Origin of the sequence: Pontibacter korlensis, assembly GCF_000973725.1 — a bacterium.
Classification (GTDB): domain Bacteria; phylum Bacteroidota; class Bacteroidia; order Cytophagales; family Hymenobacteraceae; genus Pontibacter; species Pontibacter korlensis.
Map to the genome: position 1 here is coordinate 1845896 of NZ_CP009621.1, position 14310 is coordinate 1860205.

A 14310-nucleotide genomic window follows, 5' to 3' on the forward strand; every position below is an offset into this window, starting at 1 on the left:
ATTACTTAACTATGGCCTGCTGCAGTTGGTCTTTGTAGAGCGGTAGCAGACTTTCGAATTTGGCTACAGTGTTCTCCAGCGTATCCAGAGACATACCACCTGCTGCGTTTTTATGGCCACCTCCGTTAAAGTGCTCCCGGGCGAATTCATTTGCCGAGAAGTCTCCAACAGAGCGGAATGACATTTTAACTGCCTGCGTGCGGTCGATAATAAGTGCTGCAAATACAATGCCTTCAATAGAAAGTGCATAGTTCACAAGGCCTTCTGTGTCACCTGTTTTAGAGTCATAGGCCTTCAATTCTTCTGCTGTAATAGCAATGTAGGCCGTGTTATACTCTCGCAATACTACCAGCTTGTCTTTCAGTGCATAACCTAGAAAACGAAGGCGTAGTTCCGAAGAGCTGTCGTAGATTAGGCGGTGAATGTCAGAGGTTTTAACACCAATGTGCAGCAGGTCCGCAATAATGAGGTGCACGTTTTTAGAAGTGCTTGGGTGGCGGAATGAGCCAGTGTCGGTCATGATGCCAGCATACAGGCATTCTCCAATCCCGGTATCGATCAAGTCGCCGTCGCCCATAGCCTTTATCAGGTCGTACACGATTTCAGCAGTGGCAGCAGCGTTAGTGTTTGCGAAGTCCAGGTCAGCGAAATCCTCCGGCTGCAGGTGGTGGTCTACCAACACCTTAGTGCCTTCGGCCTGGCGAATGTATTCGCCCATTTCGTTGATTCGGGAGAGGCTGTTAAAATCAAGGCAAAAGATTACCTGCGATTCTTTGATGATGCGTTGTACCAGGGCATCGTTCTTCTCGGAGTAAACCATCACATCGTCGTTACCCTCCATCCAGTTCAGGAAGTTGGGGTAATCAGACGGAGTGATGACGGTAACGCGGTGTCCTTTCTTTTTAAGATAACCAGCTAGACCAAGGGAAGAGCCCAACGCATCAGCGTCCGGTTTGTGATGTGTTGTGATCATCACGTCTTTAGGCTCTTGCAGAAGCTCTTTCAGAGCGTTAATATCATGCATAGGGTAAGTATAAATCCTCTGATTAATAAGGATATAAGGCGCGAATTTCTAAATAAAATAGATGCAAAGCAACAACAGGCATTTTTAGCAGGACCTAATGCCCACTTTGCGTAGCGGGCGCTTCACTAAAGTTAGATGAAAAATATACTAATATTGCCCGAAATACGCTACTTTTGCAGGCTAAAGTAGACATTATAAACGATAAAGTAAAAAGACAACATGGCCGGAAACATTACATTCACCATGATTAAGCCTGATGCGGTAGCAGAAAATCACATTGGCGGTATTACCAAAATGATTGAGGAAGGCGGCTTCCGTATCGTGGCGATGAAAAAGACAAAACTGTCTGAGGAGCGTGCAGGCAAGTTTTACGAAGTGCACAAAGAGCGTCCGTTCTATGGTGACCTAGTAAAATATATGTCTTCAGGCCCAATCGTGGCGATGATTCTGGAGAAAGATAATGCTGTGGAAGATTTCCGCAAGCTGATCGGTGCTACTAACCCTGCTCAGGCTGAGGAAGGCACTATCCGTAAGAAGTATGCTAAGTCTATCGAGGCTAATGCCATCCACGGCTCTGACTCTGATGAGAACGCGCAGATTGAAGGAGATTTCTTCTTCTCTGCTGACGAGCGCTTCTAAGTTAAAAAGTGTACTTATTGATTAAGAGCCTGCCGGGTGTAAAGCCTGGTGGGCTTTTTGTTTGCCTGAACTTGCAAGATTGAGGAGCTGGCTAGGTTTGTTAGCAATATCCTGCGCAGCGCAAATGCTATCCACGTGACCCCACCCCTAACCCCTCCCGAGAGGGGATTTTGGGAATGATATACATCCCCCTGTGACCCCTTCAAAGGGGAAGAAAGGCTGTGGTTATTGAACCTGATCTCAGTCCTTGGGTTGAGCGCCTTGTGAGATTCGGTGTCCGAAGGGCAGCGCCCTGGCGCAGGAGGGAACACAGCGCGATACCCTTATCGAGGGCCCCTTCCCCAGGACGAGGCCTCCCGGGCCTGAGAGCACCAAAGCCAGAGGTGAAGCAATAAAGCTTGTAAGGCTATGGGTGAACAGCAGCTGTCAAGGAAAGCAGGAAAAACAGAGCCTGAAACACTCGCAGGAGCTGTGCACAATGCAAGGGTTAAACTTATTACAGTAGGTGTAACCAACATTAAACCTGATCAGCATAAAACAAACAGCCAACCCCTAAGGAGCTGGCTGTTCTACCTTCAACACAAACAGGTATTTTTAGTCTCTTGGTATTACAAAGCGCTGGCCTGGTCTGATAAGGTCAGGGTTGTCGCCTATCTTGTCTTTATTGGCATTGTATATTTTTGTCCACTCGTTGGCACTGCCGTAGTGCTTCTTAGCGATCTTTGAAAGTGAGTCACCGCTCTGCACAGTATAAACATCCTGATTTGGCCCTGGATCAGTAGTTTTGTTCATGTCGCTGTTGCTGTAAAAGCCCTGCTCCGGGTGGCCCGGTGCACGCGAGGTAACATCAGTACCTTTGCTTATAGGCTGTGTACCCTTTGGCGTCTCCACGTTTCTGGACGAGGATATGTTACTAGATGGTTTAACGGGCTCTTTCTTTCCCTTCTTAAAAAAATCTGACAGTCCCATATTGTTGTCTTTTAATTCAAACTTGTTTTCATAGCTGCGAATAATTTCTTCATAATCCGCTTTATAAGATACGCCACTATAGGTACTTAGTTGTGCTGTGCACTGCAACGCCAGGTTATAACAGGCCGTAAGCTTCAGTTCAGAACAACAATAAAGTAGAACTATGGAAACACTTAAAAAGAGCTGGCATGGCTTATTGGCTTTGCTTTTAGCCATCATTATTACAAGCTGTGGCGGGAACAAAGAGGAGGTAGGTTCCGAGAGCATGATGTCAGGGGCAAGCAGTAAAACCTGGGTGGCAGCCAAGGAGACCAATGCTTCAGGCGACCGTGAAAAACTATCCGATGCAGAAAAGGAGCAAACGATGCAGTTTTATGCTGATGGCCGTTTCGCACTTGGTGCAGGGAGTAACTTACAGACAGGTACCTGGTCGTTTGATCAGGCGGCTAAACGCTTAACGCTACAGTTTGAAAACGAGGATATGACGGAGAACTTTGAGGTACTGAAGCTAGACGACGATGAGTTGGACCTGAGGGCCTCTGATGGTACTGTAATGGAGATGGAGGCAAAGTAGAAACTATTCCTCTATTTTGAAGTATAGATAATCGGTTTCGATTTGGCGGCAGCCTGCATATAGCGGGCTGCCGCTTTTTTATTTTGTAAAAAGCGGGCGCATCGAGAGCAGGCCCAGCAACGGACCTATAAAAAGTAGTATAAATACCCACTGTACAGGCATTATGGTTAGAAGGTACCCTGTTAGCTGAATACTGAAGATAGTGATGGCAAATCCGATGGAGGTAACAACCGTGAGCGCCGTGCCTACCAAATGCGGAGGAGCAGCGCGTGCTGTTAGTGCAGAAAACTGTGGCGAATCGCCTGCCACCACTACGCCCCAAAACAGAAGGAAAGGCAGGAGTACAGCTGGCATCTGCAATACCCATACACTGAAAATACAGCATAAGCCAGACAGTAGCAGTTGTGCAAAGGCTACCCGCTCGCTACCCCAGCGCTGCGAAAGGTACCCACCTCCAACTGAACCCACAGCTCCGGCCGCAATAATCAGAAAGCTGCAAACTGCCAGTTGTTCCTGGGGCCAGTCGGGGTAAGCATAGGCAAGTATAAAAGGTACGAAGGCCCATACAGTATACAGTTCCCACATATGTCCGAAGTATCCGAAGGCTGCTGCCCGGAGTTCCCGTACCTGAAACACCCTTAGTAAGTTTGCCACTTCAAATCTGGCGCCTTTGGCTAAGTATGGCCCGTCAGGTACAAGCAGGTACATCAGCAGGCCGCCGGTTGCTGCCAACAGGCTTATCGCCAACAGCATCGTTTGCCAGGGTAGAGCAGTACCAAAGCCACGCAGCAAATGCGGGAAAGCTGTACCTAATATAAGCGCCCCTACCAGGTAACCAATAGCCTTACCCAACTTGCCGCTGTACCAGCTAGCCGCTATTTTCATGCCAATGGGATAAATACCAGCTAGTAGAAAGCCCGTAGCTCCGCGAAGCAGCAAGGCTCCTGTCAAGCTGTTGGCAGAGAACAGCATCATGGCGTTAGCTACAGCCCCTAATAAAGAACACAACAGAAACAGCAAGCGCGGTGATATTCTGTCAGCCAGGGAAAAGAAGGCAAAGCAGAGGGTGCCAAGTATAAAGCCAAACTGCACAGCAGAGGTAAGCCAACCTAGTGCCTCTTGCTGCAGTCCTAGAGAAGCCTGCAGCTCTGGCAGCACAGCATTACCTGCAAACCACAATGAAGTACCTGCAAACTGTGACAGCACGATGGTAGGCAGAATGCGTGCCGGAGGAGGTGCAAGTGTGGCTGTGGGAGTACTACTCATGCTATAAGCGTTGTGAAGCTTAGAGGTACGGCTGGTTTATTTTGAAACGTTTATCATCATTGCAGGATCACTAATGTCTTGAAACTAGTTTCGTTCCTTTGCATTTTATGATTTCTCTACCCGTAAATGGTCTCAGCAAATTTCTCCAGTGCCTTCCGAGTTTCATACGTACGTTCAAACATGCCCATGTGGCCGGTCTTCCCCAGGAAATATACCATGCTGTTGCCAGGCAGGTGGCACTGCTCTAGCGCCTTCTCCAGTGGCACCGCACTATCCTCTTTGCCGAAGATAAAGAGCACAGGAAACTTTGCCTCACGAAGCACATGTGTGCGGTCCGGGCGGTCTCGCATGGCAGCCAAGGCACCTTTTATACTTTCTTTTGGTGATTGCTTGCCAATGTTTTTCATCAGCTCTATCTCCTGCTGCAGCCGTTCGCGGTTTTCGCGGTAAAAGAGTGGCTCTGTAAACGGGTTGATGAAGTTATCTACCCCATGGCGCTCTACATAATCTATACTTTTGCTGCGCTGTTCTCTCTTCTCGTCGGTGTCGGGTAAGGCAGAGGAGTGGAAGAGGCAAAGGCCGCTAAGCATGCTGCCATACTTCTCGGCAAAGGCAAGGCTCACGTAGCCACCCATTGAGTGTCCAATCAGGATACACTTTCTTACTCTCAGGTCGTCTAGCTGTCGCTTCACATCATCAGCCATACTTTCCATGCTGTAGTTGCTGATGTTCTCGATGTTATCCCCAAAGCCCGGCAGGTCAAGCGCTATAGTGTGGAACTTCTGTTGCAGCGGCTGCATAAACTCATTCCATACTTCTTTGCTTTCGCAGAAGCCATGCAGAAACACAAGCGCATCGCCGGAGCCGGAGTCTGTATAAGTGTTTGCCATAGAGTTGCTGTTTGTTGTAAATATAAGCAGTTGTTTCGGGATTTCGGGAGAATCAGCTTTTTCAGCTTCCTCAAGTATAGCCCATTTCTTTCTCGATAATCCTGAGGAACAAAAAAGCCTCACAGGTTTGAAAACACTGTGAGGCTTTGCTCTGGTCTTATCTTAATCTATATCTTTACCGGTACGCCAACTAGTTCGCGAACGGTATTTTCAATATCAACCGGTGCGAAGCCAGCTTCGTGCTGAAGCTCCAATTGTGAACCGTGCTCGAAAATCTTATCTGGTATGCCTAGGCGCTTCACCTGAGAGGTATAGCCATTGTCTACCATGAATTCCAACACTGCGCTACCGAAGCCGCCCTGCAGGCAACCATCCTCTACAGTAACTACTTTATCATACTTGCTGAAGATGTGGTGTAACAGTTCCTCATCCAGTGGTTTGGCATAACGCATGTCGTAGTGGCCCGGCTTAATGCCGTCGTGAGCCAGCTTTTTACACACATCAACTGCGTAGTTGCCCACATGCCCGAAGGTAAGTATGGCAACTTCTTCGCCTTCCTGTATAGTGCGCCCTTTGCCTACCTTCTGCAGCTCAAGTGGCGTGCGCCAGTTAGGCATAACACCTTCGCCGCGTGGGTAGCGGATCGTGAATGGCCCCATATCATCCTGTGAGGCAGTGTACATCATGTTACGCAGTTCCTGCTCATTCATAGGAGCTGCTACCACCATATTCGGGATGCAACGCATGTAGGCAATATCGTAGGCACCGTGGTGTGTAGGGCCATCAGCTCCTGCAAAGCCAGCTCTGTCGAGACAGAACACGACATTCAGGTTCTGCAGGCACACATCGTGCACCACCTGGTCGTAGCCACGCTGCATAAACGTGCTGTAGATGTTGCAGAATGGTACCATGCCCTGTGTGGCCAGGCCAGCAGAGAAGGTAACAGCATGCTGCTCAGCAATACCTACGTCAAACGCACGATCTGGCATTGCCTTCATCATGATGTTAAGAGAGCAACCAGACGGCATGGCAGGCGTAACACCCATAACTTTAGAATTCTGTTCAGCAATCTCCACAATAGTATGGCCAAACACATCCTGGTACTTTGGGGGCTGAGGCGTATCGTGATGCTTTTTATAGATCTCGCCAGTTATCTTATCAAACAGACCTGGCGCGTGCCATTTGGTCTGATCTTTTTCGGCAAGGGCAAAGCCTTTGCCTTTGGTGGTAAGGCAGTGAAGAATCTTCGGACCCGGAATATGCTTCAGGTCCTCCATAACTGACACCAGGTGGTTTATATCGTGGCCATCTATAGGGCCAAAGTAGCGGAAGTTAAGGCCCTCGAAGAGGTTGCTTTGCTTCAGAATAGCCGCTTTTACGCCGCTTTCAATCTTAGAAACGATAGCACGGGCATCTGGGCCAAACTTACTGATCTTGCCCAAAATCTTCCATACCTCGTCGCGCATCTTGTTATAGGTGCGCGAGGTAGTGATATCGGTTAAATATTCTTTAAGCGCGCCTACGTTCGGGTCGATGCTCATGCAGTTGTCGTTGAGCACCACCAGCAGGTTAGCATTGGCCACACCGGCGTGGTTCAGAGCTTCAAAAGCCATACCGCCTGTCATGGCACCATCACCGATCACGGCAATGTGCTGGCGCTTATCTTCGCCTTTATACTTAGAGGCTACAGCCATACCCAACGCTGCCGAAATGGACGTGCTGGAGTGGCCTACGCCAAAGGTATCATACTCGCTTTCTTTTCTTTTCGGGAAACCAGAGATGCCGCCAAGCTTACGGTTAGTATGAAATACATCGCGACGGCCCGTCAGGATCTTATGTCCGTAGGCCTGATGCCCCACATCCCACACTAACTGGTCGTATGGCGTGTTAAACACATAGTGCAAAGCCGTAGTAAGCTCTACCACACCCAGGCTAGCACCAAAATGGCCGCCATGGATCGACACAACATCGATGATGTACTGCCTCAGCTCCTGTGTTACCTGCAGCAGTTGCTCCGGCTTCAGGTTCCGCAGGTCGGCAGGTGAGTTGATGGAGGAGAGCAGCTCTCCGGGTTTGATTACCATAGAATTAGCCTTATAGACCCCTAACAAAAAAAATGGGCTAAAGTTTAAAAAGCACTAACTGTACCTTTTCTTCCAAATCGTAAAGTTAGTAAATAAAAAAACACAAGTAGCCACTTAAAATGGGCAAACGCTTGTACGTTATATATACAAAAAAGTATATGTAGTCTAAGTATGAGCGAGAAAGCATGTTTGAGCACACAGGAAGCCGGGGCAGCCAAACATTTTGTTGTATACCTGTGCCAAGTTAAATAGTTGTGAACCATGGCTCACCTGTTTCAGTTGAAGCACTGAAGCGGCATACTCAATCCGCTGAAAATGTTTATTTTTGCCATCAGCGCAGCTACACGCGCCCATAAATGAGTTGATAAGGTGAGTTTCGAGATTAGATTACCGTTGTTCGAGGGTCCGTTTGACCTGTTGCTCTTCTTTATAGAGCGTGATGAGCTTGATATACACGACATTCCGATTTTTCAGATCACGAATGAGTTTGTGGGTTACTTACAGCAGCTGGAGCAACTGAACATAGAGGTAGCCAGTGATTTTATACTTACCGCTGCCACCTTAATGCGTATCAAGGCTAAAATGCTGCTGCCGCGTGTAGAGAAAGATGAAGAGGGCAACGAAATTGACCCGCGTGAGGAGCTGGTGCAGCACCTGCTGGAGTACAAGAGGTATAAAAGCGCGGTGCCGGATCTTTCGCTGATGGAAGACCAACGCCTGGCACAGGAGAGCCGTGGGAATATACAAGAGGAGCTGCAGCAGATCGCTAACGCCAACCACTTTGAGTATGAGCTGCAGGACCTGAGCCTCTACAAGATCATGCGTGTGTTCGAGAAAGTGATGGTGCGGTTCGAGGAAGAACAGAACAGACCGAAGCATACGGTAATTCAGTACCCATACACGATTGAGGAGCAGCGTGATGTTATTCTGAGAATGGTGCAGCAGCGCAACAGGGTGGCTTTCTCAAAACTGATAGAGGAGTTTCCAGATAAGATTGGTATGATCTTCAACTTCCTGGCAATTCTGGACATGCTGCAGCTAAACCAGATTGGTGTGGAAGTAGGCGAAGGCTTCAACGACTTTATCATCATCGAGGCAGAAGGCCAGGCTGCCCAGGTAACACAGTTGCTGATAGAGCAGTAATAATGGGCTGGTAGTACAGCCACCCGGCCAACATTTCGGCATTGTTCCCGAATTGTACGTAGCTTTGAGTCTGCCTCACCGCAGTAGAAAGTATAGGCAGACAAACGATGATCGCTTTAAATGGATCAGAATAAAAAAACAATACTTAAGAGCTTTAGCCCGGTAAAGGTGTTGATACCTGTACTGTTGGGACTCGGTGCCACTGCCTGGCTTTTTATAAAGGACGATAAGTTAAGCGAGCTGAAAGGTATAGCCGATGCCAATATCTGGTGGCTGGTAGCGGCGCTGGTAGTACTGGTAGTGCGGGACGCAGGCTATATGTACCGCATTCGCTCCCTTACCGATAAATTTTTGACCTGGCGAAACAGCCTGGATGTAATTATGCTCTGGGAGTTTGCCTCGGCCGTTACGCCATCGGTGGTGGGGGGTACTACAGTGGCAACCATCATCCTAAACAAAGAGGGTATACCACTTGGCAAATCGCTGGCTTATGTCATGCTGACGGCCGTGCTGGATAACATGTTCTTTATTGTGGCTGCGCCTATAGCCTTGCTTCTCTCCCAGGGGCAAGTGTTTCCTACCTTCAACCTCGACCCTTCGGATGTAGCCAAGCTGCAGTCTGCTTTCTACATCAGCTATGCCCTGATCGCGATCTATACTTTCATTATGATCTACGCGCTGTTTGTGCGCCCGCGTGCTTTCAAATGGCTGTTGCTAAAGCTTACAGCGATACGATTTTTACGCAAATGGCGCGTTAACGCATTTCAGCATGGTAATGAGATCATCTGGGCATCGGAGCAGCTTAAGGGGAAGGACTTTAACTACTGGGCACGTGCTATTTTATCTACTGTGTTTGTGTGGAGCGCCCGTTACTTCCTGCTCAACTGCCTGATTGCTGCGTTTGTAGATGTAAGCTTCAGTGAGCACCTGTTGATCATCTCCCGCAACCTTATCTTCTGGATCGTGATGCTGATTGCTATTACACCAGGGGGAGCAGGTATTGTGGAGATGGCCTTCCCAAGCTTCTTTGGACTGTTTCTGGGCACCTTTAGTAGCGTGGTAGTTGTGCTGTACCGCCTGATTACGTATTACCCATACCTGATTCTAGGTTCCATCTTCTTACCGAAGTGGGTGGCCAAGGTGTTTGGGCATCAGCCGAGGGAGAGTGAAGTGAACGTATAAAGACAACTTAACTTTGAAGTATAATATAAACAGAGAAGCCGCTCCTGACTAGGGCGGCTTCTCTGTTTATATTATCTTGATGTTAGATCTTATAAGCCTGGCGTGCCAACAGTTTCCACTGGCCTTGCTGCTTTTGCCACACAAGCATTACGCCTAATTTTACGGTGCCGGGCTTGCCGCTGTCGTTTGTTTCGGCAGACAGTTTATGGCGTACAATGGCGGTATTGCCTACTACCTTTACTGTCTGGTCGGTCAGGTCCATGGTTACAAAGTCGGACTTGCCACTAGTAAGGGATGAAACAAAACTAGCTTTATCCTCTATATTGCCGCTGGAGTGGCCGTAGCTTAAGTCTTTTGCCGCTATTGCTTCTAATGCCTTCTTATTGGCATCTACCATGGCTTTTTTAAGTTTATCTACAGCTGCGGCTACCTCAGTTTCAGCCTTTGTTTGAGCATTGGCTGCTATAGTTAGCGTAAGCAAAAGGGTAAGGAGGAGAAAAGTCCTTTTCATGTAGTAAGAGGTTTATATTGAAAAGTATAAGCAAGTATTTCAACTTAATACAAAAACCTTCCGGAGGTTTAATGCTTTACCAAATATAACCATTATTCCATAAATGTAAGGTTAGCTGGCAGGTATAACAGATGATATAATGAAGGTAACAATAATTGGCGGAGGTATTGGTGGCCTGTGTGCGGCCATAGCTTTGCAGCAGATTGGCGTAGAGGTAAAGGTGTATGAGGCGGCTCCTGAGCTAAGGCCGCTAGGTGCCGGTGTGGGCTTGGCTGCCAATGCCATGCAGGGCTTGCAGCGCCTAGGCGTAGAGGACGAAGTAGTAGCACGAGGCAAACAGCTTACAGCACTGGTCATTTTCGATGAGCATGGCAACATCATTAGCAAGATGGACACCCGCCCACTTAGCAGGAAGTATGGCATCAACAACTTTGTGATCCACCGAGCCGACCTGCATGAGGTACTGCAGCAGCACCTGCAGCCTGGTACACTGGTACTAGGCAATCGTAGTGCAGGCGTTAAGCAGCAGGGTGAGCAGGTGCAGGTTAGCTTTACTGATGGCACAAAGACTACTGCAGACCTTCTTATTGCTGCCGATGGTATAAACTCAGCCATACGGCAGCAACTGCTGCCCCAAAGCCAGCCACGCTATGCCGGTTATACTTGCTGGCGCGGCGTCGTTGAGAATCCGGGGGTAGAGATAAACAGCATGATCTCTGCCGAAACCTGGGCGCCACAAGGACGGGTAGGCATTGCTCCTCTAAAAGATGGTAAAATCTACTGGTACGCCTGCATTAACGCTCCTCAAAACGATGACCGGATGCGTCGAATGTCGCCTGCTGATTTAGCAGCACACTTTGCCGGTTTGCCTCCTGCTGTTCCAGCTGTACTTAGAGCTACCTCTTCTGAACAGCTGATCTGGAATGATATAGCTGACCTGAAGCCTTTGAAAAAATTTGCCTACGGACGGGTGCTCCTGCTGGGCGATGCAGCACATGCTACCTCACCTAACATGGGGCAAGGTGCCTGCCAGGCCGTAGAAGATGCCGTAGTGCTGAGGCAGTGCCTGCAGCGGGAAAAGAATCTTACGGCAGCGCTGGCTAGGTATGAGAAACTACGGTTAGCCAGAACAGCCAAGGTTATCCGCCTGTCTCGGTTGCTGGGTTCTGTATCGCAGTGGCAAAACCCTGTGCTGCGTAGCATCCGGAAGATGACTTTTAAGCTAATGCCTGATGCTATTACACGAAGCCAAATGGAGTGGCTTTATAAGGTTGATTTTTAGCAGATACTGTACAGCTGCTTTAGGTTAACAGCTCGCTATATAAAGTACTTGTAGCCATCAGGCTTATGAGGAAAGAAAATTTATATGTAGTTTCAACAAATCATTAAGCTTACTCTTTACTGAAACATGAGACTAACACTGAAAAATATACTACCCTTCTCGTTTGCCTTGTTGTTATTCGGATGTTCTGGTTCTAATACCTCTCTAAACGAGAAGTTAAGAGCCGCTGTAACTGAAGGTGAGGTAGGGGCACAAGGGTACAAAACTATACAGATGGCTGATCTCACGGACTTTGAGTGGGATGTGATGTACTACTTCCAGCCAAATGAAGACGAAAAGGCCATCAGCGATGTGCTTGGCTTTAAGTGGGAGGGAGCTGAGGTTCCTGAAAATCACCGTCGCCTGCTGTTTGTAAAGGAGCAGGAGGTAGTGTCGTACGTAGACTACTATTACAAGGACTTTCCGCTATTTGTGTATGGCTGCGAAGGCGATAAGTGGATATACCCTAAGAGCCGCACCAACTTCGCCAGCTTTAAGTACTGCAGCGGAGAAAAGGAGATTTACACATTTATCCCGGTACAGTGTGTGGAAAACATAAGGATGCTGATGGATAATAAGTGTCCTGAAGGAGGCCCTGCCACTGCACTGGCTGAGTAGTTAGAAGATACATTTTAGCCAGATATCCGGCTGTTTAAGTTTGCCCTTCACATTTCTTACAAGTCTCAGACTATGCCTGTGCACTCCGATAACACCACAACAGCCTCGGCAACTGGCAAACCTAACTTCAAAGAGGCTTTCTTCTTTTGGCTGAAGCTGGGCTTCATAAGCTTTGGTGGGCCCGCTGGGCAAATCGGTATAATGCACGAGTTCATAGTAGAGCAGAAAAAGTGGGTTTCAGACTCCAGGCTTTTACATGCGCTGAATTACTGTATGTTGCTTCCGGGGCCTGAGGCACAGCAACTGGCAACTTATATAGGATGGCTGCTGCACGGGGTGCGAGGAGGATTGACGGCAGGCATCTTGTTTGTGCTGCCTTCTGTATTTATCCTGCTCGGGTTAAGCCTTATTTATGTTACCTACGGAAGCATACCTTGGGTGGCAGCACTATTTTATGGGCTAAAGCCTGCTGTAGTGGCTATTGTAGCACTGGCGCTTATCAAGATCAGCAAAAAGGCCCTGGTAAGTTGGTTGCACTACGTGCTGGCCCTACTAAGCTTTGTCCTTATCTTTTTCCTGGACGTGCCATTTCCGCTCATCATTTTGGGAGCAATTGTGGTGGCTGTCTTTATGCTGAAAGTATTCCCGGCCACCTTGAAGCGGCGTGGTGGTGAAGAGCAGAAGGTAACTGATGAGTCAGGCTATTACATCAGTGCAGAGACAGTACTGCCTGATACCGTTTTCAGCTGGAAAAGGGTTAGTAAACAGTTAGCTGTCGCTGCCTTGCTTTGGATAGCTCCCTTCCTTGTGTTTTACCTCCTGTTGCAGGATAGCAGCTTCTGGAACAACCTTTCCCTGTTTTTTACCAAAGCTGCTTTTGTAACCTTTGGCGGTGCCTATGCCGTGTTGCCCTATGTGGCTCAGGTAGCAGTAGAAAAGCTTAACTGGCTCAGCAATCATCAGATGATCGACGGCTTGGCTCTGGGCGAAACCACGCCTGGCCCTCTCATTATGGTGCTGGCCTTTGTGGGGTTCATGGCAGGGTATAATCACTTTGCCGGCTCTCTGTTGATGGGTACAATAGGACTGGCGGTTACAACCTACTATACCTTTTTGCCCTGCTTCCTGTTCATACTGGTAGGCGCTCCGATCGTGGAAAAGACTCAGAGTAACACTAGCATCAAAGCTATTTTAAGTATAGTGACTGCTGCTGTTGTGGGCGTTATATTGAACCTGACGGTATATTTTGGGCAGGCGGTAGTGATAAGGGAAGGTAGTGGGGGGATGGCCGTAGACTATTTCAGCTTCGGCTGGATTATTGTGTCTCTGGTTGCCATGTACCGGTTCAAAGTAGGTATGATTCCGTGGATAGTCGTTAGTGCACTGGCGGGTTTAGGCATGTATCTGATCGGCTATCAAGTATAAGTTGCAAGCCTAACGCAGCGTAACTTGCCAGATGTTAGGTTATTATTGTAGTAAGTTAATGTTTAAAATTGGTTTCTGTACTACAAAGTTGGGCAGACGTTGTTTGCATGGCGTACTGTCAGCCGCCAACCGGCATCTTTTTTATCCAGATGTTTGTATACCTGCGTTGTATCCTTTTTTCTGCATTGGGTGCGCCCTGCGCGGGGACAACAATTTCGTTGCCCATAACCACAACCATATCATTAAAAAACAGGAATGCTTCCGGAGATCGCTCAAAAGACGTGTAGCGGATTACCCCCTGCTTTATCAGATCAAGTAACTCTTTCTTTTCTTTCACGATTTGGTTTATAGGATGATTAACTGTAACATCATCATCCATCAAACTATCTAAAGCCAAGGCATCACCTTTATATATCGCCATAGCATGTGCAAGATCCAGTTTCTTGATTTCCGCCTGCAGCGCAGGGTTTTGATCGACCTGTTGTGCAAGTACTGAATTAATGACCAGGAGCGCTGATATTAAAAGAATTGAATGTCTCGTAACTTATTCGTTTTAAGTTTTTACATCATTTTTAGCTGTACGAGCAACTTCCTTTCTAAGTAGAGCTCAGAATCAAAGATTGCGACTAACTCCTGCTTTCTGCATTGTAGTGGGGTAGATTAA

At 48.0% G+C, this 14310-nt stretch carries 14 protein-coding genes; 7 read left to right on the forward strand and 7 right to left on the reverse strand.

What is annotated here, in order from left to right:
• Nucleotide 1 precedes the first annotated feature (1 nt).
• A complete protein-coding gene (locus PKOR_RS07900; RefSeq protein ID WP_046310078.1) occupies nt 2-1024 on the reverse strand; it encodes a DHH family phosphoesterase in 1023 nt (340 codons plus the stop codon).
• Between the two features lie 219 nt (nt 1025-1243).
• Between PKOR_RS07900 and PKOR_RS07905 the strand changes: the two genes are divergently transcribed.
• Nucleotides 1244-1663 carry a nucleoside-diphosphate kinase gene (locus PKOR_RS07905; protein ID WP_046310079.1) on the forward strand — a complete coding sequence of 140 codons (420 nt, stop codon included), beginning with the start codon at nt 1244-1246 and terminating at the stop codon, nt 1661-1663.
• Between the two features lie 594 nt (nt 1664-2257).
• Here the strand turns inward: PKOR_RS07905 and PKOR_RS07910 are convergent.
• Nucleotides 2258-2554 carry a LysM peptidoglycan-binding domain-containing protein gene (locus PKOR_RS07910; protein ID WP_235337335.1) on the reverse strand — a complete coding sequence of 99 codons (297 nt, stop codon included), beginning with the start codon at nt 2552-2554 and terminating at the stop codon, nt 2258-2260.
• A 241-nt stretch (nt 2555-2795) separates the two neighbouring features.
• Here PKOR_RS07910 and PKOR_RS07915 point away from each other — a divergent pair, with 241 nt between their 5' ends.
• A complete protein-coding gene (locus PKOR_RS07915; RefSeq protein WP_046310080.1) occupies nt 2796-3206 on the forward strand; it encodes a lipocalin family protein in 411 nt (136 codons plus the stop codon).
• Between the two features lie 78 nt (nt 3207-3284).
• Here the strand turns inward: PKOR_RS07915 and PKOR_RS07920 are convergent, their stop codons facing one another.
• The 3 genes from PKOR_RS07920 to dxs all read right to left on the reverse strand — a co-directional run bounded on the left by PKOR_RS07920 (nt 3285) and on the right by dxs (nt 7446).
• Nucleotides 3285-4472: an MFS transporter gene (locus tag PKOR_RS07920; protein WP_046310081.1), complete on the reverse strand. Its 1188-nt coding sequence runs from the start codon at nt 4470-4472 to the stop codon at nt 3285-3287.
• A 116-nt stretch (nt 4473-4588) separates the two neighbouring features.
• Nucleotides 4589-5362, reverse strand: a complete 774-nt coding sequence (locus tag PKOR_RS07925) for an alpha/beta fold hydrolase (RefSeq protein ID WP_046310082.1) — start codon at nt 5360-5362, stop codon at nt 4589-4591.
• Between the two features lie 167 nt (nt 5363-5529).
• Nucleotides 5530-7446 (reverse strand): 1-deoxy-D-xylulose-5-phosphate synthase, encoded by a 1917-nt coding sequence (gene dxs / locus PKOR_RS07930; protein ID WP_046310083.1) that lies wholly within the window; start codon nt 7444-7446, stop codon nt 5530-5532.
• Between the two features lie 369 nt (nt 7447-7815).
• On the opposite strand from dxs, the gene PKOR_RS07935 reads away from it, so the two are divergent.
• Nucleotides 7816-8589, forward strand: coding sequence for a segregation and condensation protein A (locus PKOR_RS07935; protein ID WP_235337346.1), 774 nt, complete (start codon nt 7816-7818; stop codon nt 8587-8589).
• Nucleotides 8590-8709: 120 nt separating this feature from the next.
• The gene (locus PKOR_RS07940; protein WP_046310085.1) at nt 8710-9771 is read left to right on the forward strand and encodes a lysylphosphatidylglycerol synthase transmembrane domain-containing protein; all 1062 of its coding nucleotides are present in this window, start codon (nt 8710-8712) and stop codon (nt 9769-9771) included.
• 82 nt (nt 9772-9853) lie between these two features.
• On the opposite strand, the gene PKOR_RS07945 is transcribed toward PKOR_RS07940, so the two are convergent.
• Entirely contained in the window at nt 9854-10282 is a 429-nt protein-coding gene (locus PKOR_RS07945; RefSeq protein WP_046310086.1) for a nuclear transport factor 2 family protein, read from the reverse strand.
• A 139-nt stretch (nt 10283-10421) separates the two neighbouring features.
• Here PKOR_RS07945 and PKOR_RS07950 point away from each other — a divergent pair, with 139 nt between their 5' ends.
• From PKOR_RS07950 to chrA, 3 genes are all read left to right on the forward strand, one after another.
• Complete coding sequence (locus PKOR_RS07950; protein ID WP_046310087.1) at nt 10422-11564, forward strand: FAD-dependent monooxygenase; 1143 nt, start codon at nt 10422-10424, stop codon at nt 11562-11564.
• Between the two features lie 126 nt (nt 11565-11690).
• Nucleotides 11691-12221: a hypothetical protein gene (locus tag PKOR_RS23415; protein WP_052738767.1), complete on the forward strand. Its 531-nt coding sequence runs from the start codon at nt 11691-11693 to the stop codon at nt 12219-12221.
• A 72-nt stretch (nt 12222-12293) separates the two neighbouring features.
• Nucleotides 12294-13646, forward strand: coding sequence for a chromate efflux transporter (chrA, locus tag PKOR_RS07960; protein WP_046310088.1), 1353 nt, complete (start codon nt 12294-12296; stop codon nt 13644-13646).
• 118 nt (nt 13647-13764) lie between these two features.
• Here the strand turns inward: chrA and PKOR_RS07965 are convergent, their stop codons facing one another.
• Complete coding sequence (locus PKOR_RS07965; RefSeq protein WP_338047515.1) at nt 13765-14175, reverse strand: nuclear transport factor 2 family protein; 411 nt, start codon at nt 14173-14175, stop codon at nt 13765-13767.
• Nucleotides 14176-14310 lie beyond the last annotated feature (135 nt).

Coding starts and splice junctions, on each gene's coding strand:
- PKOR_RS23415 (WP_052738767.1), top strand. CDS start 11,691: ATGAGACTAACACTGAAAAATATACTACCCTTCTCGTTTGCCTTGTTG.
- dxs (WP_046310083.1), bottom strand. CDS start 7,446: ATGGTAATCAAACCCGGAGAGCTGCTCTCCTCCATCAACTCACCTGCC.
- chrA (WP_046310088.1), top strand. CDS start 12,294: ATGCCTGTGCACTCCGATAACACCACAACAGCCTCGGCAACTGGCAAA.
- PKOR_RS07940 (WP_046310085.1), top strand. CDS start 8,710: ATGGATCAGAATAAAAAAACAATACTTAAGAGCTTTAGCCCGGTAAAG.
- PKOR_RS07945 (WP_046310086.1), bottom strand. CDS start 10,282: ATGAAAAGGACTTTTCTCCTCCTTACCCTTTTGCTTACGCTAACTATA.
- PKOR_RS07920 (WP_046310081.1), bottom strand. CDS start 4,472: ATGAGTAGTACTCCCACAGCCACACTTGCACCTCCTCCGGCACGCATT.
- PKOR_RS07950 (WP_046310087.1), top strand. CDS start 10,422: ATGAAGGTAACAATAATTGGCGGAGGTATTGGTGGCCTGTGTGCGGCC.
- PKOR_RS07900 (WP_046310078.1), bottom strand. CDS start 1,024: ATGCATGATATTAACGCTCTGAAAGAGCTTCTGCAAGAGCCTAAAGAC.
- PKOR_RS07925 (WP_046310082.1), bottom strand. CDS start 5,362: ATGGCAAACACTTATACAGACTCCGGCTCCGGCGATGCGCTTGTGTTT.
- PKOR_RS07915 (WP_046310080.1), top strand. CDS start 2,796: ATGGAAACACTTAAAAAGAGCTGGCATGGCTTATTGGCTTTGCTTTTA.
- PKOR_RS07905 (WP_046310079.1), top strand. CDS start 1,244: ATGGCCGGAAACATTACATTCACCATGATTAAGCCTGATGCGGTAGCA.